Raw genomic sequence first — 23,343 nt, forward strand, 5'->3', positions numbered from 1 at the left:
AGCCTTTGTGTCTGGCGCGGCAACAAGGCGGGGGATTGTCGAAGGTGCATCGTGAAAATTTCGTAGCCTTGTCGGACAAATCGCCGCCTACCGTAGGAGCGGATTCATCCGCGAAAAAGCCATGCAATTAATAGCAGGCCGCCAGGCACAAGGCCTGCAGCTTGGGATAAGACAACACAAAGGCGCCCTCAGGCGCCTCTGCGTTGTAGTATCGAGTAACAAAAACCCGCGTAATCATTCACCTGCCGACTACAGCCGTACATTGCCCCGCGGCCCGGCAATCGCCCAGATGATCAAGCCCAATACCGGCAGCAAGAGGATCAGCAACACCCACAGCACCTTCATCCCGACCTCGGCGCCGCTCTTGACCACATTGATGATCGCCCAGATATCGAGCGCCAGGATAATCAGGCCAACCAGGCCATTGAAGGTAGAACCCATGGAGACATTCCTTGAAGTGAGGGTACCTTCATTAGGATAGCCGGGGTTTGTGGGGGTTCCCTAGAAACCTGAAGCGAACGCCTTCGCAGCCGGCGCAAAAAAAGGCCTAGTAAGCTTAAACGTGAACCGCCACCTTCAACGCTTCCAACGAAGGTGCCGCGGCGATGTTCAGCTCGGCGCACAATTCCAGCACGCGCGGCAGGTCGTTGCCGAATACCAGTACGGCCTGCATTTCGTCATCCAGCAACTGGCTGAAGTTGACCAGCACGTAACCGCCATCTTCCTTGCTCATGCTGCCCAGTTGCACCTGGATGCGGTTGAGGGCGGTGAGCGGCTCGGTCTTGGCCAGTTGCTTGGGTTTGATGTTGAAGGTGACGGCAGGGCCGAAGGAGTCGGTGATCTGTTGCAGCAGGTCGGGGTAGGTGTCGGCCTGGAACAACACGGTTTCTGGCAGGCTGCCGACCACGACCCATTCGCCCAGGGGGATGGGGAAGGTGTCGTCGTAGTTGATGTCCGGGTTGGCGGCCAGAAAGACGCCCGGGTCGGCGTAGGCTTGGGCCGCTTCGCCGGCGACGCGTTCGATTTCGTCCTGCGCCATGCAACCGGAGCTGATCTTGGTGATGAGTTCAATCAGTTGGGTTTTCATGGCGCGGCACCTGTGGCAGAGCAAAAAAGGGCGCAAAGGATAGCCCTTATCGAGCCCCCTGGGTATCAGCCCTGCAGTTTTTCCAGCTGCGCGGCGGTGTCTTGGGCGCCCATGGTCTTGGCGGCGGCCAGGGCGGTGGTGCCGTTGGCGTCCTGCGCCTGCGGGTCGGCACCTTGGCTGATCAGGTAATCGACGATGGCCGTGCGGTTGAACATCGCCGCCATCATCAATGCAGTACGCCCATCACCACCGGCACCTTCGACGCTGGCGCCCTGCGCTACCAGCAACTGCACCATGGCCAGGTCGCCCTTGAAGGCGGCGCCTGCGATAGGGCTCTGGTTGTTGTCGTTGCGGATTTCCGGATCGGCCTTGTGGGCCAACAACACGCTCACCGCCTCGTGGTGTCCGTGATAGGCGGCCAGCATCAGCAAGGTATCGCCCTTGTGGTTGCGCAGGTTCACCGGCAAGCCTTTTTCCAACAGACGGCCGAGCATCTGCGCATCGCCTTTGCGGGCCACGTCGAACACCTGTTCGGCGAATTCGGCGGCTTCTTCCTGGCTCATTTGGCGAGCGGTTTGATCATCTGACACGGGAACCTCCTGGCTGGCTTGATAGGCGGCATTGTCCCGGCACCCCACGCCACTGGTCAACAGAGTGGGACTATGGTGCCGAACGAGAGAACTAATTGCCTTTACGCTGTCATAGACAGTAGGGAATACGAAAAAATCTGTCCCTGCCTGTCTATTGCCCCCTCCCCGACCAAGCAAATTGCAGTGTGCCACCAGGCCTTTCATGCAAATTGCACGAAACAAAAAATCCTGTTAATTTTTAAGTGTCTGTTTTTAAAGGATTTTTTAATAAGTTCAAAACTGGCACAGTCGCTGCACTCCTTACTCACAGGTTTGCCAACCAAAGAGCCAGGAGCTGACATGAACTTCATTCAAGAAAAATTCGCTTCCGTATTTGCCGGTTACGACGTCACTACCCAGCCACGTCCAGATGGCGCGGTACTGTTGACCCTGCGTGACAGCGAAGGGAAGCAGATCAGAAGGTCTATTTCGTACGCTCAACTGCACACCGCCGAACAACTGACCTGGGTGATCAGCGCCATCCGCCGTGACCTGGCGGGCCAGGCGAGCGAATTGCCAGCAATCAACATGCTGCAAAGCCAGAACCGCTTTGCCCTGCCTACCTACCACTCGGCATGAGTCAGTGGTTCGCGGATTAAACCGCTCCTACAGGAGCGGATTGATCTGCGAAAGGTTCACTACCATTCAAACGTCGATCAACGCAAAACTCGCCACACTCTCGTGGCCAGGCAACACCTCGCCATTGCGCACCAATCCCCGAGTTTGCATACCTGACTGCCGTGCGGCATCCAACTCTTCGGCCACATCCGATAGAAACAACACCTCATCCGGCGCGATGCCTATCGCCTGGCTGATCGTGGCGTAAGACTGCGCCTCGCGCTTGCCCCCCGATGTCGTATCGAAATAACCGCTGAACAACGGCGTCAGGTCGCCCGCCTCCGAGCACCCGAAAATCAGCTTTTGCGCCTGAACCGAACCCGACGAGTACACGAATAGCTGATACCCCGCGGCGTGCCAGCGCTTGAGCGCTTGGACGGCGTCCGGGTACACGTGGCCTTTTAGCTGGCCTGCGTGATAACCCTGGGCCCACACCATCCCTTGCAGCGCTTTGAGCGGCGTGGCCTTGCGGTCTTCGGCCATCCAGCCCTGCAGGATCTCGATCACCCGCTGCACATCAGCGCCCGGCTCGCCCGCCTCGGCCCGCACGGCCGCCAACTGCTCGGCCACCGCAGGTTCGGCGGCATGCTCACGCACGTAGGCGGGTAGGTGCTTGGCGGCAAACGGGAACAGCACGTCAAACACAAAACTCACCGAGCTGGTGGTGCCTTCGATGTCCGTGAGGATGGCTTTGATGGCCATGGCTCAGTCTTCCAGCCGAGGGAACAGGCTGGCGATTTGCTCACCGGTGAACGTGGCCACCCAGCCTTGCGGGTTGTTGAACAGGCGGATCGCCACGAAGTGTGGGTGCTCGCCCATGTCGAACCAGTGCGGCGTACCGGCCGGCACCGAGATCAGGTCGTTTTTCTCGCACAACACGGCGTACACGTACTCACCGATGTGCAGGCTGAACAGGCCGCGCCCGGCGACGAAAAAACGCACTTCGTCTTCGCCATGGCGGTGCTCATCGAGGAACTTGGCGCGCAGTTCGGCCTTTTGCGGATGGTCGCTGTCCAGGCTGATCACGTCGACGGTGAGGTAGCCACGCTCGGTCATCAAGCGGTCGATCTGCACCTGGTAGGCAGCGATCACCTCCTGCGGGCTGGCGCCGGGCTTGATGGGTGCAGACGCCTGCCAGCGCTCGAACTGCACGCCGTGCTCGGCCAGGGTGCTGGCGATGTCTTCAAGGTGGGTGAGTACCTTGTTGGGAAGGTCTGGGTGGGACTGGTGGTAGACGCTCAGGCTGCTCATCAGGGGGCAACTCCTCTTATTAGCGACCGGTGACGGCGCGCTCTTTCAATTCACATTCAAACAGAAATTCAAACGCCTCGATCTGCCGCAGCGCGTCGCTCATTTGCGTGCCCCAGGTGTACAGGCCGTGGCCACGGATCAGGTAGCCAACGCACTCGGGGTGCGCGTCCAGCCAGGGCTGCACCTTGCTCGCCAGGCGAGTGATGTCCTGGTCATTGTCGAAAATCGGTACGCATACCGTGGACTGGTGGGTGGTCACGCCGCTGAAGGCCTTCTGCAACTCGTAGTCTTCAAACACCAGGTGGCCAGCCGTGGTCAGGCGCGACAACACCGTGGCGTTCACCGAATGGGTGTGCAACACCGCGCCGATGCCCGCCTTCCACGTGTAGAGCTGGGTGTGCAGCAAGGTCTCGGCCGACGGCTTCTTGCCAGGCTCCAGGCTGTTGCCGGCAAGGTCGGTGGCCAGCACGTCATCCGGGCCCAACTCGCCCTTGTGCTTGCCCGACACCGTGAGCAAGGCCTGGCTGGCCGACAGGCGCACCGAGTAGTTGCTACTGGTGGCCGGCGACCAGCCACGGCCGTAGAGAAAGCGCCCGGCATCGATGATTTGCCGGGCCAGGTGTTCACGGTTAAGGCTCATGCCTTGTCCTCTTTCAGGCGCGTGACAATAATCATGGCAGCGGCCAGCGCAGCGATGCTGGCGATGGCGAACGTCCAGGTGGGGCCCAGAGTGTTCCAGCTGTAGCCTGAATACAAGGCGCCCAACGCCCCGCCGACACCGGCCAGTGCAGCGTAAAGCGCTTGGCCCTGGCCTTGCTGGCGGGCACCAAAGGTGCGTTGCACGAAATGGATGGCGGCAGCGTGGAAACTGCCGAACGTGGCGGCATGCAGTACCTGCGCCACGATCAGCCACGGCAGGTACTCGGCGTAGCTGCCCAGCAACCACCAGCGCAGCGCGGCCAGCAGAAAGCTTGCGGCCAGCACCTGGCGCACGGAAAAGCGCGTCAGCAGGCGGCTCATGGCCATGAACATCAGCACTTCGGCCACCACGCCCACCGCCCAGACCATGCCGATCAGGCCTCTGTCATACCCCAGGTGTTCCAGGTGCAGGGTCAAAAAGGTGTAGTACGGGCCGTGGCTGATCTGCATCAGCGCCACGCACGCATAGAAAGCCAATACCCCGGGGCGGGTCAGTTGGTGCAGGAAGCCATCGCCCGCCAGGCGGTTGCCCTGCGCGGTGAACTGCGCGTTGGGCACCCAGAAGCTGCTGACGACGATACCGGCCATGATGGTCACCAGTGCATACGGATACACATCCAGGCTCCACCACTCATACAGCCGGCCCATCACCACCACCGTCAGGATGAAACCGATGGAACCCCACAGGCGGATCTGGCTGTAGCGCGAGGCCTGCCCCTGCAGGTGCGCCAAGGTGATGGTTTCGAACTGCGGGAGCACCGCGTGCCAGAAGAACGCGTGCAAGGCCATCACCATCGCCAGCCAGGCGTAGGTCTTGCTCACGAAGATCAGTGAGAAACAGCCCAGGGTGCAGATTGCGCCGAAGCGCACGATGGCCAGCCGCCGGCCGGTATAGTCGCCCAGCCAGCCCCACAGGTTGGGGGCCACGCAGCGCATCAGCATGGGGATGGCCACCAGCTCGCCAATACGCGCGCTGGCAAAGCCCAGGTGGTCGAAGTACAGCGCCAGGAACGGCGCCGTGGCGCCCAGCAGGGCGAAATAAAACAGGTAGAACCCGGACAGGCGCCAGTACGGCACCGGCAGTGCGGCGCTTGGCGCGCCGCCAGCCACAGGCACTACAGTTGGCCCAGCACCGGGGTGTTAACGCGCACATCGGCGTTTTGGCCGCGATGGCGCAGCAGGTGGTCCATCAGCACGATGGCCATCATCGCTTCGGCGATCGGTGTGGCGCGGATACCCACGCACGGGTCATGGCGGCCCTTGGTGATCACGTCCACCGGGTTGCCATCCACGTCGATCGAACGGCCTGGGGTGGTGATGCTGGAGGTCGGCTTGAGCGCCAGGTGCGCGACGATTGGCTGGCCGGACGAGATGCCGCCCAGGATGCCGCCCGCGTTGTTGCTCAGAAAGCCCTGCGGGGTCATCTCGTCACGGTGCTCGGTGCCACGCTGGGCGACACAGGCGAAACCTGCGCCGATCTCAACGCCCTTCACCGCGTTGATGCTCATCAACGCGTGGGCAAGCTCGGCGTCCAGGCGGTCGAAGATCGGCTCGCCCAGGCCCGGCATCACGCCCTCGGCGACCACGGTGATCTTGGCGCCAACCGAATCCTGATCACGGCGCAATTGGTCCATGTAGGCTTCAAGTTCCGGCACTTTGGCAGGGTCAGGGCAGAAAAAAGCGTTGTCTTCCACCGAATCCCAGGTCTTGAACGGAATTTCGATGGGGCCCAGTTGGCTCATGTAGCCACGGATGACGATGCCCTGCTTGGCCAGGAACTTCTTGGCGATGGCACCGGCGGCCACGCGCATGGCGGTTTCGCGCGCGGAGCTGCGGCCACCACCGCGGTAATCACGCTCACCGTACTTGTGGTGGTAGGTGTAGTCGGCGTGGGCCGGCCGGAACAGGTCCTTGATGGCCGAGTAGTCCTTGGACTTCTGGTCGGTGTTGCGGATCAGCAGGCCGATGGAGCACCCGGTGGTGCGGCCTTCAAATACGCCGCTGAGGATTTCCACCTCGTCTGCTTCCTGGCGCTGGGTAGTGTGCCGGCTGGTGCCGGGCTTGCGCCGGTCCAGGTCGCGCTGCAGGTCTTGCACAGACAGCTCGATGCCGGGCGGGCAGCCGTCGACAATGGCGACCAACGCCGGACCATGGCTCTCGCCAGCGGTGGTGACAGTGAACAGCTTGCCGTAGGTATTGCCGGACATGCAGGACGCTCCGCGAATTCAGCCAAATCAAATCAGGCCGCCAGTATACTCAGGCCGGGCGCGCTATTCATCCCTGGGGCGAACCTAATGCGCCTGCTTTAGTCCAATCGACACCTTACCCACTAGTGGCCTGATGATGTTACGTGTTGTTTCCCTCGTTCTGCTGCTGTTGACCGGCATCGCCCAGGCCGCCCCCGTCGTGTTGCAACGCCCCATCGACCTGGACACCGGCACCGGCGTGCTGCACGGCTCGCTGCTGTTACCACGCTCGGACAAGCCCGTGCCCATGGTGCTGATCATCGCCGGCTCCGGCCCCACCGATCGCGACGGCAACAACCCCGAGGGCGGGCGCAACGACAGCCTGCGCAAGCTGGCGATCTTCTTGGCGCGCAACAACATTGCCAGCGTGCGTTACGACAAGCGCGGCGTGGCCAGCGGCCAGGCCCTGGCACCCGACGAGCGCACCCTGAGCGTGGAAGGCTATGTGGCCGACGCCGTGGCCTGGGGCCGTAAGCTCAAGGCCGACCCACGCTTTGGCCCGCTGGTGATCCTGGGCCACAGCGAAGGCGCCTTGATCGCCTCGCTCGCGGCCAACCCGGCCGGCGCCGCGGCGGTGGTTTCGCTGGCCGGCAGCGGCCGCCCGGTAGACCAGGTGCTGCGCGAGCAACTGCACGAACAATTGCCCCCGCCCCTGGCGCGGCGCGGCGACCAACTGATCGACCGCCTCAAGGCCGGCCAACTGGACCCAGACGTGCAGCCGCCGTTGGACAGTGCGTTCCGCCCCAGCGTGCAGCCGTACCTGATCTCGCTGTTCCGCCAGGATCCGGCCGCCGCCTTCGCCCAGTTGAAGATGCCAGCGTTGATCGTACAGGGCAGCACCGACCTGCAGGTGAGCATCAAGGACGCCAAGGCCCTGCAAGCGGCCAAGCCGGATGCACAGTTGGTGACCATCGGTGGCATGAACCACGTGCTGCGCATCGTGCCCGCAGACCCCAAGCAGCAGCGGGAGTCCTACCAAAACCCCAACCTGCCATTGGCCGATGAATTGGGCCGCACCTTGGTCAAATTCATCGAGTCAGCGCCCGTGGGTGGCTAAACCGATCATGTAGGAGCGGATTTATCCGCGAAGAAAGCGGTGCGGTGTGTCTGATGTTCTGCGGTGTGGCTTTCGCGGATGAATCCGCTCCTACAGAGTGATGGGTATGCCGGTACAAGCGGATTTATCCGCGAAAAACCCACCCCGCCCCCTCCAGCGCCAGCCAAGACGGCCGATAAGCCGGTGCAGGTATCCAGTTTGATACCCGCAGGCTTGCGCGAAGAGGATCGCCGTGATGACCCAGACAACCACCCCAGAGTCACCCGAAGTGGCCGAAGACGCCGCGCCCGCGCCACCTGCGGTGGACTTGCCGTGGGCAGACGTCACCCCCGAGCAGTTCAAGATGCTGCGCCTGGTGCCGTTGCCGGTAGACCGCGCCACGGGCGCCCGGCCCCTGCGATTCGTGCAGTTGGGCCGCGCCGAGCGCCACAGCACGCACTTCAGCCTGCTGCGCCTGGACATCCAGTTGCCCGCGCAAAAAGTGCGCAAGGAACAGAACCACCTGGATGTATGGGCCAACCATGACACCCAGACGATTACCTTCAGCCCCGACAGCGGCCTGCACATGGAGCCCTTGAATCGTGGCCTGGGCCGCTTCCTGCTGGCCCAGGCGGCGATCTGGCTGCAACGCAAATGGTCACACTACCGCATCGAAGGGGGCACCCTGGCGGCCAAGGACGCCCTTGGCGAAGACGCCCGCCTACGCCGCGACCACGTGCTGAAAACCCACGGCATCGAAGTGAGCTACACCGACGCCCAGCACATGAAAGGCAGCTACAAGGAACTGACCGCCGGCAACCTGATTGCCACCTGGAACGGCGAGAAGATCCAGCCCGTGGAAATCCTGGATGCAGCGACCATGCTGCAACTGGCCGACCACAACCTGCAGGAGCAGGAAGTCAAACTGCGCCAGCAGGAAGAACGCGTGGCCAAGTTCAAGCGCGAGGATGGGGGGTTGCGGTTCACCATCAGTTGCCTGGTGGCGTTCGCGGTGTTTCAGGCGGGGTTGTTGATCTGGATCGCCACGCATCGGTAAACCGTGGCGCCCGCCAGGGCGGGATTCGGGACGAGATCGGTGTGGGACCAGGCGCCTCACTGCAACTCAGACTGTAGGAGCGGATTCATCCGCGAAGAAAACACCGCGCTACCGGGTAGAACCGCGGCGATCTTTTCGCGGATAAATCCGCTCCTACAGGGGGGCTGTCGCGCACAACTTATCCGCGAAAAAGCTTTTGCTAAACCCGCGAGGCAAACACCGCCTGATGCACCCGGCACTGCTCGGCCGTCAACATGAACACGCCGTGCCCACCGTTCTGGAACTCAAGCCAGGCGAAATCCACCTCCGGGTACAGCGCCTCGACGTGCACCTGGCTGTTGCCCACCTCGACAATCAGCAAACCCTTGTCGGTCAGGTGGTCGGCTGCTTCGGCCAGCATGCGCCGCACCAGGTTCAAGCCATCTTCGCCACAGGCCAGGCCCAGCTCCGGTTCGTGCTGGTATTCGTCGGGCATGTCGGCAAAGTCTTCGGCGTCGACGTAGGGCGGGTTCGACACAATCAAGTCAAAACGTTGCTGCGGCAGGCCATCGAAACCATCACCCTGCACCGTGTACACGCGGTAGTCCAGGCCGTGGCGCTCGATGTTCTGGTTGGCCACTTCAAGGGCTTCGAACGAGAGGTCGGCCAGGGCCACTTCCGCCTCGGGGAACACTTCGGCGCAGGCGATGCCGATGCAACCGGAGCCGGTGCACAGGTCCAGGATGCGCGCAGGTTCGCTGCCAAGCCAGGGGGCGAATCGCTGCTCGATCAGCTCGCCAATCGGTGAGCGCGGGATCAGCACGCGCTCGTCGACGATGAACGACATCCCGCAAAACCAGGCCTCGCCCAGCAGGTAGGCGGCCGGCACGCGGTCTTCGATGCGGCGCTTGAGCAGCAACTGGATATGTACGATTTCGTCCTCTTCCAGGCGGCAGTCCAGGTAGCTGTCGGCCACCTCCCACGGCAGGTGCACGGCACCCAGCACGATCTGCCGGGCTTCGTCCCAGGCGTTGTCGGTACCATGGCCAAAGAACAGCTCTTCCCCGTGGAAACGGCTGACAGCCCAACGAATGTGGTCGCGCAGGGTGCGCAGGCGGGAAGTGATCACGGCAAACTCCTAAAAAGACGACGGGCGATTCTAACAGCCCGCTGCCTTAAATGATCCTTCACATAAGCGCCCCAGCAGTGGAGAATGTCGCAAAAGCCCTATCCAAAGGAGCCCCAGATGTCCGTTCCAAAGACCATGTTCCAACTCAATGGCAAGGGTTATTCACCTGCCGATTTCAGCCGTGCCAGCCTGCTGATCATCGACGCCCAGCGCGAATACCTCAGCGGCCCCCTGGCCCTGTCGGGTATCGAAGAAGCCGTTGCCAACATCGCCCAGTTGCTCAAGGCAGCCCGTGCGGCCAACCGCCCCATCGTGCATGTGCGCCACCTGGGTACCGTGGGCGGGCTGTTCGACCCGCAAGGCGAGCGCGGCAAGTTCATCCCCGGGCTGGAACCCCAGGGCGATGAAACCATCATCGAAAAAAACATGCCCAATGCGTTCAACAACACCGCGCTGCACCAGACGCTGCAGGACAAAGGCCCCATCGACATCATCGTCTGCGGCTTCATGACCCACTCGAGCATCAGCACCACCGCGCGCGCGGCCAAAGACTACGGCTACCGCATTACCCTGGTGGAAGATGCCTGCGCCACCCGCGACCTGCCCTACAAGGGCGGTGTGCTGCCTGCCGAAACCGTCAAGCAGGTGGGCATGGCCACCATGGCCGACAACTTTGCCTGCGTCGCCCAAACCGCCGATCTGATCTGATCCCGCCTGGCGCGCCCATGCGCGCCATCGTGTTTGCCCACCCGCGCCACCCATCCGATAAAGCCACTCGATCCAGCTAAATGTTCCGCCCGCCGGAACCACAAGGCCTAGAGTGAGTCGAAGGGCCGATATCTACTGAGGAAATCGGAATGAAGTTATCCGATGGTTTTGACGCTCGGCGCCTGCGCCAGCGCGGCCCAAGCAACTGGCGTACACGGTTGGGCGCATTGTTTTCAGCCATCATGGCCACCGTTGGCGTGCTGCTGACACTGGCCGGTGCCGCCAGCCTGCTGGGCCACCCGCCAGCACTCGGCGACCTGAACGCAAGCCCTGCGGGCGCCGCGATGCTGCTGGTGTTCGGGCTGGTGCTGCTGTACCTGGGCGTAGCCCTGTGGCGACGCTGCCGCCGGCGCATGCGCCGCAGCCAGGAACTGAACCTGGCGCCACACTTGATGAAAAAACACGATTGACTCGCGTAAACTAGGCCTCCGTAGTGGAGGCTGACATGCAAGACGACGATTTTTCCCTGTTCGCAAGCCAGATGCATGGCGTCAAGCCGATCAAGCATGACCGCGCCGACACAGGTAAACCCAAGGCCGACCGCAAGCAACTGGCAACCCTGCGCCAGGCTGCCACTGTGCGCAGCAATGCCACCACGGTTGACGGGCTGTCGGACCAGTTCGTCATCGATGTCGGCCCCGAGGACGACCTGCACTGGTCCCGCGACGGCGTGCAGGAAAGCCAGATGCGCAAGCTCAAGCTGGGCCAGATTCCTTTCGAAGGCAGCCTGGACCTGCACGGCATGACCGTGGAGAAGGCCCGCGAAACCCTCTGGGCATTCTTGGCCGAAGCCGTCAAATTCGAAATCCGCTGCGTGCGCGTCACCCACGGCAAGGCCGTGCGCCTGGACGGCAAGCGGCCTATGATCAAGAGCCACGTCAACACCTGGCTGCGCCAACATGCCGCGGTGCTGGGGTTTACCTCGTGCCAGGCCCGCCACGGTGGCGCCGGCGCGGTGTACGTGATGCTCAAGCGAACCATGCTCGAGGGGCGCGACGAGTAAAGCTTAAGCTTGCCTAGCCGCCACAGCCGCCGTACCCTTCGCGTTTGCGAAAAATCCTACAGGTTAGATCCATGTCCCTGGAACAGCACTACACCGCGATTCTCGGCAAACTCGGCGAGGACGTATCCCGCGAAGGCCTGCTCGACACGCCCAAACGTGCCGCCAAAGCCATGCAGTACCTTTGCCGCGGTTATGAACAAACCCTGGAAGAAGTCACCAACGGTGCCCTCTTCAGCTCCGATAACAGCGAAATGGTGTTGGTCAAGGACATCGAGCTGTATTCGCTGTGCGAACACCACCTGCTGCCATTCATCGGCAAGGCCCACGTGGCCTACATCCCGAGCGGCAAGGTGCTGGGCCTGTCCAAGGTCGCGCGTATCGTCGACATGTACGCCCGTCGCCTGCAGATCCAGGAAAACCTCAGCCGCCAGATCGCCGAGGCCGTCCAGCAGGTTACCGGCGCCTTGGGCGTCGCGGTGGTGATCGAGGCCAAGCACATGTGCATGATGATGCGCGGCGTCGAGAAGCAGAACTCCTCGATGATCACCTCGGTGATGCTTGGCGAATTCCGCGAAAACGCTGCCACCCGCAGCGAATTCCTCAGCCTGATCAAGTGATCAAAGGGTTACTGACATGTTGATGAAAGCACTGCGTGTAGGCTTGGGCCAGATCATTGTCGCCGGCGACCTGATCACCCGTGGGCCCAAGCTCAAACGTGACCCAGCGGCCCAGGCCCAGGTGAACGAAGCGGCCAAGGGCTTGCAGCTGTACCAGTTTCACGCCTGCCCGTTCTGCGTGAAAACCCGCCGCACGCTGCACAAGCTCAACGTGCCGGTGGCCCTGCAAGACGCCAAGAACAACCCCCAGGCCCGCGACACGCTGCTGGCCGAAGGCGGCAAGATCAAGGTGCCATGCCTGCGCATCGAAGAGAACGGTGCAACCACCTGGATGTATGAGTCCAAGGTGATCATCGAGTATCTGAACAAGCGGTTTGCCTGATTATTGTAGGAGCACGGCTTGCCGGCGATGGGGCCCTTGAGGACGCCATCGCTGGCAAGCCATGCTCCCACAAGAGCAGGGCTTACCCCCGCAGGGGGTGACATACCGCGGGTGGTGCCTGATTTTTGTGGGAGCACGGCTTGCCGGCGATGGGGCCCTTGAGGACGCCATCGCTGGCAAGCCATGCTCCCACAAGAGCAGGGCTTACCCCTGCAGGGGGTGACATGCCGCGGGTGGCGCCTGATTTTTGTGGGAGCACGGCTTGCCGGCGATGGGGCCCTTGAGGACGCCATCGCTGGCAAGCCATGCTCCCACAAGAGCAGGGCTTACCCCTGCATGGTGACATGCTGCGGGTGCGCGGCCACGCGCTTGAGCCACGCCTGGATGCCCGGGTACCCGCTGAGGTCAAAGCCCCCCTCATGCGCCACATGGGTGTAGGCATACAGCGCGATGTCTGCGATCGAATATTGCTCGCCCACCAGGTATGGCGTGGCTTGCAACTGCGTTTCCATCACCCTCAACGCTTTGTTGCCACGGATCTGGCACGCCTTGTACTCGCCCATGCGTTCGGCCGGCATGTTCAGGTAGAACTGGATAAAGCGCGCCACCGCCACGTAGGGCTCATGGCTGTACTGCTCGAAGAACTGCCACTGCAGCACCTGCGTGCGCAAACGCGGCTCGGTGGGCAGGAACTCGCTGCCATCGGCCAGGTAGTTGAGAATCGCATTGGACTCCCACAGGCACGTGCCGTCTTCAAGCTCCAGTACCGGGATCTTGCCATTGGGGTTTTTGGCCAGGAATTCCGCGGTCTCGGTGTCGCCCGCCAGGATGTCCATCGCCACCCATTGGTACTCGCGCCCCAATAGGTGCAGCATCAATTTGATCTTGTAGCAATTGCCCGACTTGTAGTCGCCATACACCTTCAACATAACCCCTCCCCTATGCCGCTTGCGCAGCCTGTGCTTGACGAACGACGGCAGCCAGCCGCCCAAGCCCTTCGTCCAGGCGCTCTGGCGCCAGGTGACTGAAATTGAGCCGCAGGTGCCCAGTGTTCGCATCCGGTTCGGCGAAGAACGGCTCGCCTGGCATGAACGCCACGTCGCGCGCCATGGCCGGTTCGAGCAGTGTACGGGTATCCAGCGGTTGTTTGAGCGTGAGCCAGAAGAATAGGCCGCCCTGAGGCACGTGCCAGTCGGCCAGGTCGGCAAAATGTGTCAGCAACGCGCTTTGCATGGCATCACGGCGCACGCGGTAAAAGTCGCGCAGTTGGGCCAGGTGCGCAGCGAACTTCTCGGTACCCAGCCACTGCATGGCCTGCCACTGGCCCACGCGGTTGGTGTGCAGGTCGGCCGATTGCTTGAGGCGCAACAGGTGCGGGAACAGATCGGGGCTGGCGATCAGGTAACCCACGCGCAGGCCCGGCAGCAAGGTCTTGGATACGGTGCCGGTGTAGATCCAACTGGCGCGCTTGAGGCGGCTGACGATGGGCTGCGCCTTGCCGCCATCGTAGTTCAGCTCGCGGTAGGGTTCGTCTTCGATCAGCGTCACGCCGAACTCATCCATCAGCGCTGCCACGCCATCACGCACCGCTTCGCTGTAGCGCACGCCCGATGGGTTCTGGAAGGTCGGGATCAGGTAGGCAAAGGCCGGCGCGTGCTTTTCCAGGCGTTCGCGCATGGCCACAAGGTTTGGCCCTTCGGCAGTCAACGGCACGCTCAGGCAGTGGGCACCGAACAGTTGGAAGATCTGCAGCGCAGCCAGGTAGGTAGGGCCTTCGACGATGATCTCGGTGCCTTTGGTCGACGTACAGCTTGGCCGCCAGGTCCAGGGCTTGCTGCGAGCCACTGACCACCAGCACTTGGCTGGCCTGGCACGGGATACCCAGGGCACGCGCCTCGGCGGCGAGAATCTCGCGCAAGCCCGGTTCGCCTTCGCTCATACCGTATTGGCTCATGGCCACCGGCATGTCTGTCCAATCGACCTTGGGCAGCATGGCCTCGGCAGGCAGGCCGCCGGCGAACGACATCACTTCAGGGCGCTGCGCGGCAGCGAGGATTTCGCGAATCAGAGAACTTTTGAGGCGCGTGACACGTTCGGAAAAAGCCATTGAGATCACCGCTGGCGAAGAAGTCGGAAAATACGTCAAACTGGTTGACCGAAATTACGATGCCGGGCATGGATACGTCAATATGCTTGACCTTAAAAATCAGATCACCCAGCAAGCTGCCATGGAAGCGTTCTTCTTCGGCTACCAGGCCTTTACCGCCAAAGCCGACGAAATGCTTGCCCGCCGCGGCCTGAGCCGGGTGCACCAGCGCATCGTTTTTTTCATCGCGCGCTACCCCGACCTGAGCGTGAAGGAACTGCTGGGCAAGCTGGGCGTGAGCAAGCAGGCGCTGAACACGCCGATGCGCCAACTGATGGAAATGCACCTGGTGGACAGCGTGGTGCCCGACGCCGACAAACGTAAGCGGCTACTGGCTTTGACGGCTGAGGGCGGCAAGTTCGAGCAAGCGCTGCGGCGTGAGCAGGTCAAGTTGTTGCAGCGGGTGTTTGCCGAGGCTGGCGAGGCGGCGGTGGACGGGTGGTTGGCGGTGAATACGGCGCTTGGGCGTACCTTGTAGAGCGAGGTGGCTGTTTCGCGGATAAATCCGCTCCTACAGGGGCCTATCATCCCTTGGGTATGGGTTGACCCGCGAAGACCGCCTTGATCTCACTGTATGGCCAAATGTAACCCCCGCTGTACCGCAACAATCGGCGGGCATGGGTTTAGGCTTCAAACCCCGCCCTTACTTGCAAAAGGATTGCCCCGCATGACCGACGCCTCCCCAGCGCACCTGCGCCCGTTGGCCGACACCTCACCTTCGGCGGTGGTCGCAGGCTTTATCGCGATGATGACCGGCTACACCAGCTCCCTGGTGTTGATGTTCCAGGCGGGCCAGGCCGCGGGGCTGACTACTGCGCAAATCAGTTCGTGGATCTGGGCGCTGTCCATCGGCATGGCGGTGTGCAGCATCGGCCTGTCGCTGCGCTACCGCACGCCCATCACCGTGGCCTGGTCGACGCCGGGCGCCGCCTTGCTGATTACAAGCCTGGGCCATGTGGCGTACCCCGAAGCCATTGGCGCGTACGTTACCTGCGCGGTGCTGGTGTTGATCTGCGGGCTGACCGGGAGCTTCGAGCGGCTGGTCAAAAAGCTGCCTTCGTCGCTGGCCGCAGCCCTGCTGGCCGGGATTCTGTTCAAGATCGGCAGCGAAATTTTCGTCGCCGCGCAGCATCGTACCGCGCTGGTGCTGGGCATGTTTTTCACCTATCTGATCATCAAGCGCCTGTCACCGCGCTATGCCGTGCTCAGCGCCCTGATCATCGGCACCGCGCTGTCCGGCTTCATGGGCCTGCTGGACTTCAGCCACTTCAGCCTGGAAGTGGCCACCCCGGTATGGACCACGCCGTCGTTCTCGTTCGCCGCCACCATCAGCATCGGCATCCCGCTGTTCGTGGTGGCCATGACCTCGCAAAACATGCCCGGCATCGCCGTGCTGCGCGCCGACGGCTACACCGTACCCGCCTCGCCGCTGATCTCGGTGACCGGTTTTGCCTCGCTGCTGCTGGCACCGTTCGGCTCCCACGGCATTAACCTGGCCGCCATCAGCGCGGCGATCTGCACCGGGCCGCACGCCCACGAAGACAAGAACAAACGCTACACCGCAGCGGTGTGGTGTGGGATTTTCTACGGCATCGCCGGGGTGTTCGGCGCCACGTTGGCGGCGTTGTTTGCCGCGCTGCCCAAGGAGCTGGTGCTGTCGATCGCGGCCTTGGCACTGTTTGGCTCGATCATCAACGGGCTGACCCTGGCCATGAACGAGCCCAAGGAGCGTGAGGCCGCGCTGGTGACGTTCATGGTCACGGCGTCGGGGTTCACGCTGTTTTCGATCGGGTCGGCGTTTTGGGGGATTGTGGCGGGGGTGTTGACGCTGCTTATCCTCAACTACGGAAAACGCTGACGCCTGGGAAAGCCTCACCGCAATTCAGACTGTAGGAGCGGATTTATCCGCGAAAAGAACGCCGCGCAATGCCAGAAGCACCGCGGTGTTTTTAAGCGGATAAGCCGAACCGCCGCGCCTACAGGCCACCTGGTTTACAAGCGGAAATGCCCCACCATTCCCTTCAACTCATTGCCCAACTGGGCCAACTCAATACTCGACGCGGCGTTGCCCTGCATCGCTACGGCAGACTGATCGGCACTGGCGCGGATGCTGGTCACGCTGCGGTTGATCTCTTCGGCCACCGAACTTTGCTGCTCGGCCGCCGCGGCAATCTGTTGGTTCATCTGCTGGATCATCGACACCGCGGTCGCGATGCTACCCAGCGCACTTTCGGTTTGCAGCGCATCGCTGACTGCCAGCTTGACCAACTCGCTACTGCCCTGGATCTGCGCCACCGAGGCGTCGGCACTGCTGCGCAGGGTGCTCACCAACTGTTCGATTTGCGCCGTGGACTGTTGGGTGCGCTTGGCCAGCGCGCGCACCTCGTCGGCCACCACAGCAAACCCACGCCCCTGCTCGCCAGCGCGGGCAGCTTCGATGGCGGCGTTGAGCGCCAGCAGGTTGGTTTGTTCGGCCACGCTCTTGATCACCGCCACCACCGTGCCGATGCTCTGGATCTCGCTGCTCAGCTGTTCGATGCTGTGGCTGGCCGACTCGGCGGCGCTGGCCAGTTGCTCGATGCGCTGCATGCTCTGGCGCACCACCTGCTGGCCGCTGTCGACCTTGCTGTCAGCCGACTGCGCGGCCAGCGCCGCTTCCTCGGCGTTGCGCGCGACGTCGTGCACGGTGGCGGTCATCTGGTTCATGGCCGTGGCCACCTGTTCGGTTTCTTCCTTCTGGTTACTGACTTCCAGGTTGGTTTGTTCGGTCACGGCCGACAGCGAATGGGCCGAACTGGATAGCTGCTCGATACCCGCCTGCAAACCGCTGACGATGCCGCTCAAGCCACTGCCCATCTGCTGCATGGCCGCCAGCAATTGGCCGATCTCATCGCGACGCTCCACTTCAAATTGCGCGCTCAGATCGCCAGCGGCAATTTGCTGCGCGCGCAAGATGACCCGGCGCAGCGGCGCGACGATCAGGCGGGTGATGCTCAAGGCGGCGACGATGCCCACCAGCAGCGCCAACAATGATGAACCAATGATCAGCAGCGCATTCTTTTTAAGCTCGCTGTACATGGCCGCATCCTGGGCCTTGTAGGCTTGGTCAACGCGGCTGACCACCTCATCGGCGCGGGCACGCAACTGCGCCGACACGGCTTTTTCCTGGGTGAGCAGGTCGGTGTATTCGCCCAGCTTGTCGCTGAAGGCGCTGATGTGGCCGATCACCTCGTTGAGCACGGTCTGGTAGCCGGCGTCCTCGACCTTGGTCTGCAACGCCTGGGCCTGGGTCAGGGCATCGCTGGCCTGCTGGATCTTGCCAGTGTTGCTGTCGTCCTCCACCCCCTTGCGGCTCTGGTCAAGGCGCACCCGCGCCACGTCCATGGCCTGCAGCATCAGGCGCGACACTTGGCTCACCTCCCCCGCCTGCGCGATAAATTCGGCGCCCTTCTGACCCTGGGAATCCTTGAGGGTGTAGGTGCCATCATCGGTCAGCCCGGCCTGCAGCACGTCCAGGTTATTGGCGACGCTGGTGACCGACCAACTGGCCATGTCCAGCGCCAGGTCCTTGGCCTGGGAGATGTCGACGAACTCGTCGAAGGCCTTGCGATACGCCGCCAGGGCCTGGTCCACCTCGCCCATGCCCATCGCCTTGGCCTGCCCTTGCAGGGCCTCGACACCGGCGCGCAGCGCCTCGGCCACCTTGATATCGCCATGCAAGGCATAGCCCTGCTCTTGCAGGCGCACCTTGAGCAACTCGCTGTTGAGCGCCGACATCTGCTTGAGCCCATCGAACCGTTGGCTGATGGCCTGCAGCGACCACACCCCGATCACCGCCACCAGCACGGTCAGCAACAGCACCAAGGCAAAGCCCAGCCCCAACTTTTTGGCCATCCCCAGGTTGGCAAAACGTCCACTCGTGGCCGATTTCATGGCGCGTGATCCCCTGTCGATACCCGGTCGAAACCGCAGGATTGCAACGGGAGGGCGCACTGCACAAGATCCTGGCGTCGGAATAATGGCAAAAAGCTATGTAGGTGTCGGTTTCAGGCAGGTTGAGGTCGCCAACCCTAGATCGCCGTAGCCCCACCATCCACCGCCAACGCCTGCCCCGTGGTAAACGAGGCGCCATCACTGCACAGGTACAACACCGCGCTGGCGATTTCGGCCACGGTGCCGATGCGCCCGACCGGGTGCATCGCGGCGGCGAAGTCGGCCTTGCGCGGGTCGGCTTCGTAGGCGCGGCGGAACATGTCGGTGTCGATCACTGCCGGGCATATCGCGTTCACCCGGATGTGCTTTTTCGCGTATTCGATGGCCGCCGATTTGGTCAGGCCGATGACCGCGTGCTTGGACGCCGCGTAAATGCTCATCTTGGGCGCTGCGCCCAAACCTGCCACCGAGGCGGTGTTGACGATGGCGCCACCACCCTGGGCCAGCATCACCGGCAACTGGTACTTCATGCACAGCCACACGCCTTTCACGTTCACGCCAATGATCGCGTCGAACTGTGCTTCGGTGCCTTCTGCCAACTTGCTGTCTTCGATCTCGATGCCGGCATTGTTGAAGGCATAGTCGATGCGCCCGTAGGTGGCCACGGCCTGCTCGACCATCTGCTGCACCTCGACCTCACGGGTGACGTTGCAGCGCAGGAACTGCGCCTGCCCGCCCGCATCGCGGATTTGTGCCACGGTGCCTTCGCCGCCGGCACTGTCCAGATCCACTACCAGCACTTTCAAGCCTTCGGCGGCGAACGCCAGGGCCGTGGCCCGGCCGATGCCCGCTGCCGCTCCGGTGACCAGCGCCACTTGCCCGGTGAAAATCATGCCCATGGTGCCGCCCTCTGAATGGTCTGGTACTCGCATTCTAGCCAGCGAACGCCAGCGCCAGGGATCACTATCTAAACCCCGGTTGCCGGGCTATGCACTACAGTGATTGCGGCGTATTCCGCTGGGCGTTATCGCTTGCCTGGCTGTGCGTTCGGGGCTATCAACAAAGGCTTGATCCCCCAAACGAGAAACTGCCATGACCACCAATCGTCAATTTTTGTTGGCCCGGCGCCCTACCGGTGCGGCCACCCGTGACGACTTCACGTACCAGGAACAACCCTTGGCGGACCTGGCCGAGGGCCAAGTGCGGGTGAAAAACCAGTACCTGTCGCTGGACCCGGCCATGCGCGGCTGGATGAACGAGGGCAAGTCCTACATCGCCCCGGTCGGCTTGGGCCAAGTGATGCGTGCGTTGGGCGTGGGCGAGGTGGTGGAATCCAGGCACCCAGGCTTTGCCAAGGGCGATTTCGTCAATGGCGCCTTGGGCGTGCAGGACTATTTTCAGGGTGAACCCGGCGGCTTTTACAAGGTAGACCCCAAGGTAGCGCCGCTGCCGCTGTACCTGTCCGCGCTGGGCATGACGGGCATGACCGCCTACTTTGCCCTGCTGGACACCGGCGCGCCGAAAGCCGGCGACACCGTGGTGATCTCTGGCGCGGCGGGCGCGGTGGGCAGCATTGCCGGGCAAATCGCCAAGGTCAAAGGCTGCCGCGTGGTCGGTATCGCAGGCGGCAAGGATAAATGCCAGTTCCTGATGGATGAACTGGGCTTCGACGGGGTGATCGACTACAAGAATGAAGACGTGGTGGCCGGGCTCAAGCGCGAATGCCCGAAAGGCGTGGACGTGTACTTCGACAACGTCGGCGGTGACATCCTCGACGCCGTGCTCAGCCGCCTGGCGTTGCGCGCGCGCGTGGTGATTTGCGGTGCCATCAGCCAGTACAACAACAAGACCGCCATCAAGGGCCCGGCCAATTACCTGTCGCTACTGGTCAACCGCGCGCGCATGGAGGGGTTCGTGGTGATCGACCATGCCGCCAACTTTGCATCCGCCGGGGCTGAAATGGCCGGTTGGTTGGCCAAGGGGCAGGTCAAGAGCAAGGAGCATATCGTGGAAGGGTTGCAGACTTTTCCGGAAACGCTGATGAAGCTGTTCAGTGGCGAGAACTTCGGGAAGTTGATTTTGAAGGTTTGATTGAGGACCGAGGTGTCAGGTTCGCGGATAAATCCGCTCCTACAGATACAGAAGCCCGTAGGAGCGGATTTATCCGCGAAGAAAGCGACGCTGTGGGTCCGATGCTCTGCGGTGTGGCTTTCGCGGATAAATCCGCCCCAATAGGTTCAAAAGCCCGTAGGAGCGGATTTATCCGCGAACCAGACACCGCCGTACAGGCACATTAGCGAGCGATTTCAGCCACCACGTCGGCCAGCGCCTTGGCCGGGGCTGCTGCCTGGCTGATCGGGCGGCCAATCACCAGGTAGTCGGAACCGGCATCCAGGGCCTGGCGCGGGGTCAGGATGCGGCGCTGGTCGTCCTGGGCGCTGCCCGCTGGGCGAATGCCTGGGGTTACCAGTTGCAACGAGGGGTGCGCCGCCTTCAGGGCCTGGGCTTCCAGGGCTGAGCACACCAGGCCGTCCAGGCCGGCCTTCTGCGCCAAGGCCGCCAGGCGCAGCACTTGCTCTTGCGGCTCGATATCCAGACCAATGGCTGCCAGGTCTTCACGCTCCATGCTGGTGAGCACGGTCACGCCGATCAGCAGCGGCTTGGGGCCCGTGCGCTGTTCCAGCACTTCACGGCAGGCCGCCATCATGCGCAGGCCGCCCGAGCAATGCACGTTAACCATCCACACGCCCATTTCAGCCGCTGCTTTCACGGCCATCGCGGTGGTGTTGGGGATGTCGTGGAATTTCAAGTCCAGGAACACTTCGAAACCCTTGTCGTTCAAGGTTTGAACAATGCCCGAGGCGCTGCTGGTGAACAGCTCTTTACCCACCTTGACCCGGCACAGCTTGGGGTCCAATTGATCGGCCAACTTCAACGCGGCGTCACGGGTAGGGTAATCCAGGGCGACGATGATAGGAGACTGGCAGGTGGACATGGGCGGGCTCTCAGGCGGTAAGTCGAAATCGGCGCGCAGTGTAGCGGATTTTGGCCGCGCGCGCCGCCCCTCGCCTTGCTGCATAAACCCCGCAGGAGCGGATTTATCCGCTAAAAGCCGACCGCGGTATGCCTGATACAGCGCGATGGCCTTTTCGCGGATGAATCCGCTCCTACACGGGCAACAAGCACCACTATTGCGCATGCCTTGCAGCCAATGCCCCCTGAACCCTGCCCAATCGCGACGTTTGGGCGCCATTACGACCCGCTCCCCCACTATGGCACGCCCACTGCAAGCCTGCACGAACGTACCAATCCAACAGGGAGCACGCCATGAACACCCAACTCAAGCCCACCTTGGGCACCTTGCACTTGTGGGGCATTGCCGTCGGGCTGGTGATTTCCGGCGAATACTTTGGCTGGAGTTATGGCTGGGGCGTGGCCGGCACGCTGGGGTTCCTGCTGACCTCGCTGATGGTCGCCACCATGTACACCTGTTTCATCTTCAGCTTCACCGAGCTCACCACCGCCATCCCCCATGCCGGCGGGCCCTTCGCCTACAGCCGGCGGGCGTTTGGTGAGAAAGGCGGGCTGATCGCAGGCTTGGCCACCCTGATCGAATTCGTCTTCGCCCCACCGGCCATCGCCCTGGCCATCGGCGCCTACCTCAACGTGCAATGGCCGGCCCTGGACCCCAAGCACGCCGCCGTCGGCGCCTACATCGTGTTCATGATCCTGAATATCCTGGGGGTCAAGCTGGCTGCCACCTTCGAGCTGGTGGTGTGCATCCTCGCGGTGATCGAACTGCTGGTGTTCATGGGCGTGGTTGCCCCGGCCTTCAGCTTCAGCAACTTCGCCCTCAACGGCTGGGCCGGTGACAGTACCTTCAGTGTCGGCGCGATCAGCGGCATGTTCGCCGCCATTCCCTTCGCCATCTGGTTTTTCCTGGCCATCGAGGGCGCAGCCATGGCCGCCGAAGAAGCCAAGGACCCCAAGCGCACCATCCCCAAAGCCTACATCAGCGGCATCATCACCCTGGTGCTGCTGGCCTTGGGCGTGATGATGTTCGCAGGTGGCGTGGGCGACTGGCGCACCTTGTCGAACATCAACGACCCGCTGCCCCAGGCGATGAAAGCCGTGGTCGGGGAAAACTCCGGCTGGCTGCACATGCTGGTATGGATCGGCCTGTTCGGCCTGGTGGCCAGCTTCCACGGGATCATCCTGGGTTACTCGCGCCAGTTCTTCGCCTTGGCCCGCGCCGGCTACCTGCCAGCAAGCCTTGCCAAGCTGTCGCGCTTCCAAACCCCGCACCGGGCCATCATCGCCGGCGGCATCATCGGCATCGCCGCCATCTACAGCGACGGCCTGATCAACCTCAGCGGCATGACCCTCACCGCCGCGATGATCACCATGGCCGTGTTCGGCGCCATCGTGATGTACATCATGAGCATGCTCAGCCTGTTCAAACTACGGGCCACCGAACCGAACCTTGAGCGCACCTTCCGCGCGCCCGGCTACCCCATCGTGCCCGCGATCGCCTTGGTGTTGGCAGTGGTGTGCCTGATCGCCATGGCCTGGTTCAACGCGCTGATCGGGTTGATCTTCCTGGCCTTTATGGCGGTGGGCTTCGTGTACTTCTTGCTGACCGGCCACTCGCGCGCCAACGCACCCGCCGACGCCATGCTGACCGGGCTGTAAGCGGCGCCTGGGGCTATAATGGAACCACCGCTTGCAGCCTGCGCTCCAAGGGGTATGCGCCCCTCTCGCCG

The 23,343-nt window shown here is 62.5% G+C and carries 25 protein-coding genes and 2 pseudogenes; 12 read left to right on the forward strand and 15 right to left on the reverse strand.

Annotation, left to right across the window (positions count from 1 at the left end):
• Window positions 1–249 precede the first annotated feature (249 nt).
• The 3 genes from L9B60_RS04325 to L9B60_RS04335 form a co-directional block, all read right to left on the reverse strand.
• Window positions 250–441, reverse strand: coding sequence for a PLDc N-terminal domain-containing protein (locus tag L9B60_RS04325; protein WP_249676652.1), 192 nt, complete (start codon window positions 439–441; stop codon window positions 250–252).
• 115 nt (window positions 442–556) lie between these two features.
• Entirely contained in the window at window positions 557–1,087 is a 531-nt protein-coding gene (locus L9B60_RS04330) for a hypothetical protein (protein WP_249676654.1), read from the reverse strand.
• Window positions 1,088–1,152: 65 nt separating this feature from the next.
• Window positions 1,153–1,650: an ankyrin repeat domain-containing protein gene (locus L9B60_RS04335; RefSeq protein WP_438866125.1), complete on the reverse strand. Its 498-nt coding sequence runs from the start codon at window positions 1,648–1,650 to the stop codon at window positions 1,153–1,155.
• A gap of 366 nt (window positions 1,651–2,016) precedes the next feature.
• Between L9B60_RS04335 and L9B60_RS04340 the strand changes: the two genes are divergently transcribed.
• Window positions 2,017–2,295 carry a DUF3509 domain-containing protein gene (locus tag L9B60_RS04340; protein ID WP_249676661.1) on the forward strand — a complete coding sequence of 93 codons (279 nt, stop codon included), beginning with the start codon at window positions 2,017–2,019 and terminating at the stop codon, window positions 2,293–2,295.
• Window positions 2,296–2,361: 66 nt separating this feature from the next.
• On the opposite strand, the gene mtnC is transcribed toward L9B60_RS04340, so the two are convergent.
• From mtnC to aroC, 5 genes are read right to left on the reverse strand one after another with little or no spacing between them, the layout of a single operon-like run.
• Window positions 2,362–3,036 carry an acireductone synthase gene (gene mtnC / locus L9B60_RS04345; protein WP_249676664.1) on the reverse strand — a complete coding sequence of 225 codons (675 nt, stop codon included), beginning with the start codon at window positions 3,034–3,036 and terminating at the stop codon, window positions 2,362–2,364.
• A 3-nt stretch (window positions 3,037–3,039) separates the two neighbouring features.
• Window positions 3,040–3,585, reverse strand: coding sequence for a 1,2-dihydroxy-3-keto-5-methylthiopentene dioxygenase (locus L9B60_RS04350; RefSeq protein ID WP_249676667.1), 546 nt, complete (start codon window positions 3,583–3,585; stop codon window positions 3,040–3,042).
• 19 nt (window positions 3,586–3,604) lie between these two features.
• Window positions 3,605–4,225 carry a methylthioribulose 1-phosphate dehydratase gene (locus tag L9B60_RS04355; RefSeq protein ID WP_249676672.1) on the reverse strand — a complete coding sequence of 207 codons (621 nt, stop codon included), beginning with the start codon at window positions 4,223–4,225 and terminating at the stop codon, window positions 3,605–3,607.
• Entirely contained in the window at window positions 4,222–5,367 is a 1,146-nt protein-coding gene (locus L9B60_RS04360) for an MFS transporter (RefSeq protein WP_249679653.1), read from the reverse strand. Before L9B60_RS04360 ends, L9B60_RS04355 begins: the two co-directional genes overlap by 4 nt.
• Window positions 5,368–5,399: 32 nt before the next feature.
• Window positions 5,400–6,491 (reverse strand): chorismate synthase, encoded by a 1,092-nt coding sequence (aroC, locus tag L9B60_RS04365; protein ID WP_249676674.1) that lies wholly within the window; start codon window positions 6,489–6,491, stop codon window positions 5,400–5,402.
• Between the two features lie 133 nt (window positions 6,492–6,624).
• Here aroC and L9B60_RS04370 point away from each other — a divergent pair, with 133 nt between their 5' ends.
• Window positions 6,625–7,587, forward strand: a complete 963-nt coding sequence (locus tag L9B60_RS04370) for an alpha/beta hydrolase (protein ID WP_249676675.1) — start codon at window positions 6,625–6,627, stop codon at window positions 7,585–7,587.
• A 235-nt stretch (window positions 7,588–7,822) separates the two neighbouring features.
• Window positions 7,823–8,623, forward strand: a complete 801-nt coding sequence (locus L9B60_RS04375; RefSeq protein WP_249676678.1) for a hypothetical protein — start codon at window positions 7,823–7,825, stop codon at window positions 8,621–8,623.
• A 199-nt stretch (window positions 8,624–8,822) separates the two neighbouring features.
• Here L9B60_RS04375 and prmB read toward each other — a convergent pair whose 3' ends face one another.
• The gene (prmB, locus tag L9B60_RS04380) at window positions 8,823–9,731 is read right to left on the reverse strand and encodes a 50S ribosomal protein L3 N(5)-glutamine methyltransferase (protein WP_249676681.1); all 909 of its coding nucleotides are present in this window, start codon (window positions 9,729–9,731) and stop codon (window positions 8,823–8,825) included.
• A gap of 117 nt (window positions 9,732–9,848) precedes the next feature.
• Here prmB and L9B60_RS04385 point away from each other — a divergent pair, with 117 nt between their 5' ends.
• The 5 genes from L9B60_RS04385 to L9B60_RS04405 all read left to right on the forward strand — a co-directional run bounded on the left by L9B60_RS04385 (window position 9,849) and on the right by L9B60_RS04405 (window position 12,501).
• Window positions 9,849–10,439: a cysteine hydrolase family protein gene (locus L9B60_RS04385; RefSeq protein ID WP_249676683.1), complete on the forward strand. Its 591-nt coding sequence runs from the start codon at window positions 9,849–9,851 to the stop codon at window positions 10,437–10,439.
• 149 nt (window positions 10,440–10,588) lie between these two features.
• Entirely contained in the window at window positions 10,589–10,909 is a 321-nt protein-coding gene (locus tag L9B60_RS04390) for a hypothetical protein (protein ID WP_249676685.1), read from the forward strand.
• A gap of 35 nt (window positions 10,910–10,944) precedes the next feature.
• Window positions 10,945–11,502, forward strand: a complete 558-nt coding sequence (locus L9B60_RS04395; RefSeq protein WP_249676687.1) for a Smr/MutS family protein — start codon at window positions 10,945–10,947, stop codon at window positions 11,500–11,502.
• Window positions 11,503–11,573: 71 nt separating this feature from the next.
• A complete protein-coding gene (gene folE / locus L9B60_RS04400; RefSeq protein WP_249676689.1) occupies window positions 11,574–12,119 on the forward strand; it encodes a GTP cyclohydrolase I FolE in 546 nt (181 codons plus the stop codon).
• A 16-nt stretch (window positions 12,120–12,135) separates the two neighbouring features.
• Window positions 12,136–12,501 carry a glutathione S-transferase N-terminal domain-containing protein gene (locus L9B60_RS04405; RefSeq protein ID WP_249676690.1) on the forward strand — a complete coding sequence of 122 codons (366 nt, stop codon included), beginning with the start codon at window positions 12,136–12,138 and terminating at the stop codon, window positions 12,499–12,501.
• A gap of 326 nt (window positions 12,502–12,827) precedes the next feature.
• Here the strand turns inward: L9B60_RS04405 and L9B60_RS04410 are convergent, their stop codons facing one another.
• Complete coding sequence (locus L9B60_RS04410; protein ID WP_249676692.1) at window positions 12,828–13,430, reverse strand: glutathione S-transferase family protein; 603 nt, start codon at window positions 13,428–13,430, stop codon at window positions 12,828–12,830.
• Window positions 13,431–13,440: 10 nt separating this feature from the next.
• Window positions 13,441–14,608: pseudogene (locus L9B60_RS04415) on the reverse strand (aminotransferase-like domain-containing protein).
• An 82-nt stretch (window positions 14,609–14,690) separates the two neighbouring features.
• On the opposite strand from L9B60_RS04415, the gene L9B60_RS04420 reads away from it, so the two are divergent.
• Complete coding sequence (locus L9B60_RS04420) at window positions 14,691–15,125, forward strand: MarR family winged helix-turn-helix transcriptional regulator (protein WP_249676694.1); 435 nt, start codon at window positions 14,691–14,693, stop codon at window positions 15,123–15,125.
• Between the two features lie 189 nt (window positions 15,126–15,314).
• Window positions 15,315–16,505, forward strand: coding sequence for a benzoate/H(+) symporter BenE family transporter (locus L9B60_RS04425; protein ID WP_249676695.1), 1,191 nt, complete (start codon window positions 15,315–15,317; stop codon window positions 16,503–16,505).
• A gap of 134 nt (window positions 16,506–16,639) precedes the next feature.
• Here L9B60_RS04425 and L9B60_RS30635 read toward each other — a convergent pair whose 3' ends face one another.
• The 3 genes and pseudogenes from L9B60_RS30635 to L9B60_RS04435 all read right to left on the reverse strand — a co-directional run bounded on the left by L9B60_RS30635 (window position 16,640) and on the right by L9B60_RS04435 (window position 19,479).
• Window positions 16,640–17,512: a methyl-accepting chemotaxis protein gene (locus tag L9B60_RS30635; RefSeq protein WP_438866126.1), complete on the reverse strand. Its 873-nt coding sequence runs from the start codon at window positions 17,510–17,512 to the stop codon at window positions 16,640–16,642.
• A pseudogene (locus tag L9B60_RS30640) lies at window positions 17,501–18,580 on the reverse strand (HAMP domain-containing protein); the annotation flags it as partial. The pseudogene L9B60_RS30640 and the gene L9B60_RS30635, both read right to left, overlap by 12 nt.
• 137 nt (window positions 18,581–18,717) lie before the next feature.
• Window positions 18,718–19,479 (reverse strand): SDR family oxidoreductase, encoded by a 762-nt coding sequence (locus L9B60_RS04435; RefSeq protein WP_249676700.1) that lies wholly within the window; start codon window positions 19,477–19,479, stop codon window positions 18,718–18,720.
• Between the two features lie 193 nt (window positions 19,480–19,672).
• On the opposite strand from L9B60_RS04435, the gene L9B60_RS04440 reads away from it, so the two are divergent.
• Window positions 19,673–20,671 carry an NADP-dependent oxidoreductase gene (locus L9B60_RS04440; RefSeq protein WP_249676703.1) on the forward strand — a complete coding sequence of 333 codons (999 nt, stop codon included), beginning with the start codon at window positions 19,673–19,675 and terminating at the stop codon, window positions 20,669–20,671.
• A gap of 202 nt (window positions 20,672–20,873) precedes the next feature.
• On the opposite strand, the gene pyrF is transcribed toward L9B60_RS04440, so the two are convergent.
• Window positions 20,874–21,575: an orotidine-5'-phosphate decarboxylase gene (gene pyrF, locus L9B60_RS04445; protein WP_249676706.1), complete on the reverse strand. Its 702-nt coding sequence runs from the start codon at window positions 21,573–21,575 to the stop codon at window positions 20,874–20,876.
• Between the two features lie 332 nt (window positions 21,576–21,907).
• On the opposite strand from pyrF, the gene eat reads away from it, so the two are divergent.
• Complete coding sequence (eat, locus tag L9B60_RS04450) at window positions 21,908–23,272, forward strand: ethanolamine permease (RefSeq protein WP_249676709.1); 1,365 nt, start codon at window positions 21,908–21,910, stop codon at window positions 23,270–23,272.
• Window positions 23,273–23,343 lie beyond the last annotated feature (71 nt).

It is taken from the genome of Pseudomonas abieticivorans, from assembly GCF_023509015.1.
Taxonomy (GTDB): Bacteria; Pseudomonadota; Gammaproteobacteria; order Pseudomonadales; family Pseudomonadaceae; genus Aquipseudomonas; species Aquipseudomonas abieticivorans.

Excerpts from the sequence above, each read along its gene's own strand:
- L9B60_RS04390 (WP_249676685.1), top strand. The coding sequence starts at position 10,589 with ATGAAGTTATCCGATGGTTTTGACGCTCGGCGCCTGCGCCAGCGCGGC.
- L9B60_RS04435 (WP_249676700.1), bottom strand. The coding sequence starts at position 19,479 with ATGGGCATGATTTTCACCGGGCAAGTGGCGCTGGTCACCGGAGCGGCA.
- L9B60_RS04370 (WP_249676675.1), top strand. The coding sequence starts at position 6,625 with ATGATGTTACGTGTTGTTTCCCTCGTTCTGCTGCTGTTGACCGGCATC.
- mtnC (WP_249676664.1), bottom strand. The coding sequence starts at position 3,036 with ATGGCCATCAAAGCCATCCTCACGGACATCGAAGGCACCACCAGCTCG.
- L9B60_RS04425 (WP_249676695.1), top strand. The coding sequence starts at position 15,315 with ATGACCGACGCCTCCCCAGCGCACCTGCGCCCGTTGGCCGACACCTCA.
- L9B60_RS04375 (WP_249676678.1), top strand. The coding sequence starts at position 7,823 with ATGACCCAGACAACCACCCCAGAGTCACCCGAAGTGGCCGAAGACGCC.
- aroC (WP_249676674.1), bottom strand. The coding sequence starts at position 6,491 with ATGTCCGGCAATACCTACGGCAAGCTGTTCACTGTCACCACCGCTGGC.
- L9B60_RS04410 (WP_249676692.1), bottom strand. The coding sequence starts at position 13,430 with ATGTTGAAGGTGTATGGCGACTACAAGTCGGGCAATTGCTACAAGATC.
- L9B60_RS04440 (WP_249676703.1), top strand. The coding sequence starts at position 19,673 with ATGACCACCAATCGTCAATTTTTGTTGGCCCGGCGCCCTACCGGTGCG.
- L9B60_RS04405 (WP_249676690.1), top strand. The coding sequence starts at position 12,136 with ATGTTGATGAAAGCACTGCGTGTAGGCTTGGGCCAGATCATTGTCGCC.
- L9B60_RS04395 (WP_249676687.1), top strand. The coding sequence starts at position 10,945 with ATGCAAGACGACGATTTTTCCCTGTTCGCAAGCCAGATGCATGGCGTC.
- eat (WP_249676709.1), top strand. The coding sequence starts at position 21,908 with ATGAACACCCAACTCAAGCCCACCTTGGGCACCTTGCACTTGTGGGGC.
- L9B60_RS30635 (WP_438866126.1), bottom strand. The coding sequence starts at position 17,512 with ATGCAGCAGATGGGCAGTGGCTTGAGCGGCATCGTCAGCGGTTTGCAG.
- L9B60_RS04335 (WP_438866125.1), bottom strand. The coding sequence starts at position 1,650 with ATGAGCCAGGAAGAAGCCGCCGAATTCGCCGAACAGGTGTTCGACGTG.
- L9B60_RS04325 (WP_249676652.1), bottom strand. The coding sequence starts at position 441 with ATGGGTTCTACCTTCAATGGCCTGGTTGGCCTGATTATCCTGGCGCTC.
- L9B60_RS04355 (WP_249676672.1), bottom strand. The coding sequence starts at position 4,225 with ATGAGCCTTAACCGTGAACACCTGGCCCGGCAAATCATCGATGCCGGG.
- L9B60_RS04340 (WP_249676661.1), top strand. The coding sequence starts at position 2,017 with ATGAACTTCATTCAAGAAAAATTCGCTTCCGTATTTGCCGGTTACGAC.
- L9B60_RS04385 (WP_249676683.1), top strand. The coding sequence starts at position 9,849 with ATGTCCGTTCCAAAGACCATGTTCCAACTCAATGGCAAGGGTTATTCA.
- L9B60_RS04350 (WP_249676667.1), bottom strand. The coding sequence starts at position 3,585 with ATGAGCAGCCTGAGCGTCTACCACCAGTCCCACCCAGACCTTCCCAAC.
- L9B60_RS04420 (WP_249676694.1), top strand. The coding sequence starts at position 14,691 with ATGCTTGACCTTAAAAATCAGATCACCCAGCAAGCTGCCATGGAAGCG.
- pyrF (WP_249676706.1), bottom strand. The coding sequence starts at position 21,575 with ATGTCCACCTGCCAGTCTCCTATCATCGTCGCCCTGGATTACCCTACC.
- L9B60_RS04330 (WP_249676654.1), bottom strand. The coding sequence starts at position 1,087 with ATGAAAACCCAACTGATTGAACTCATCACCAAGATCAGCTCCGGTTGC.
- folE (WP_249676689.1), top strand. The coding sequence starts at position 11,574 with ATGTCCCTGGAACAGCACTACACCGCGATTCTCGGCAAACTCGGCGAG.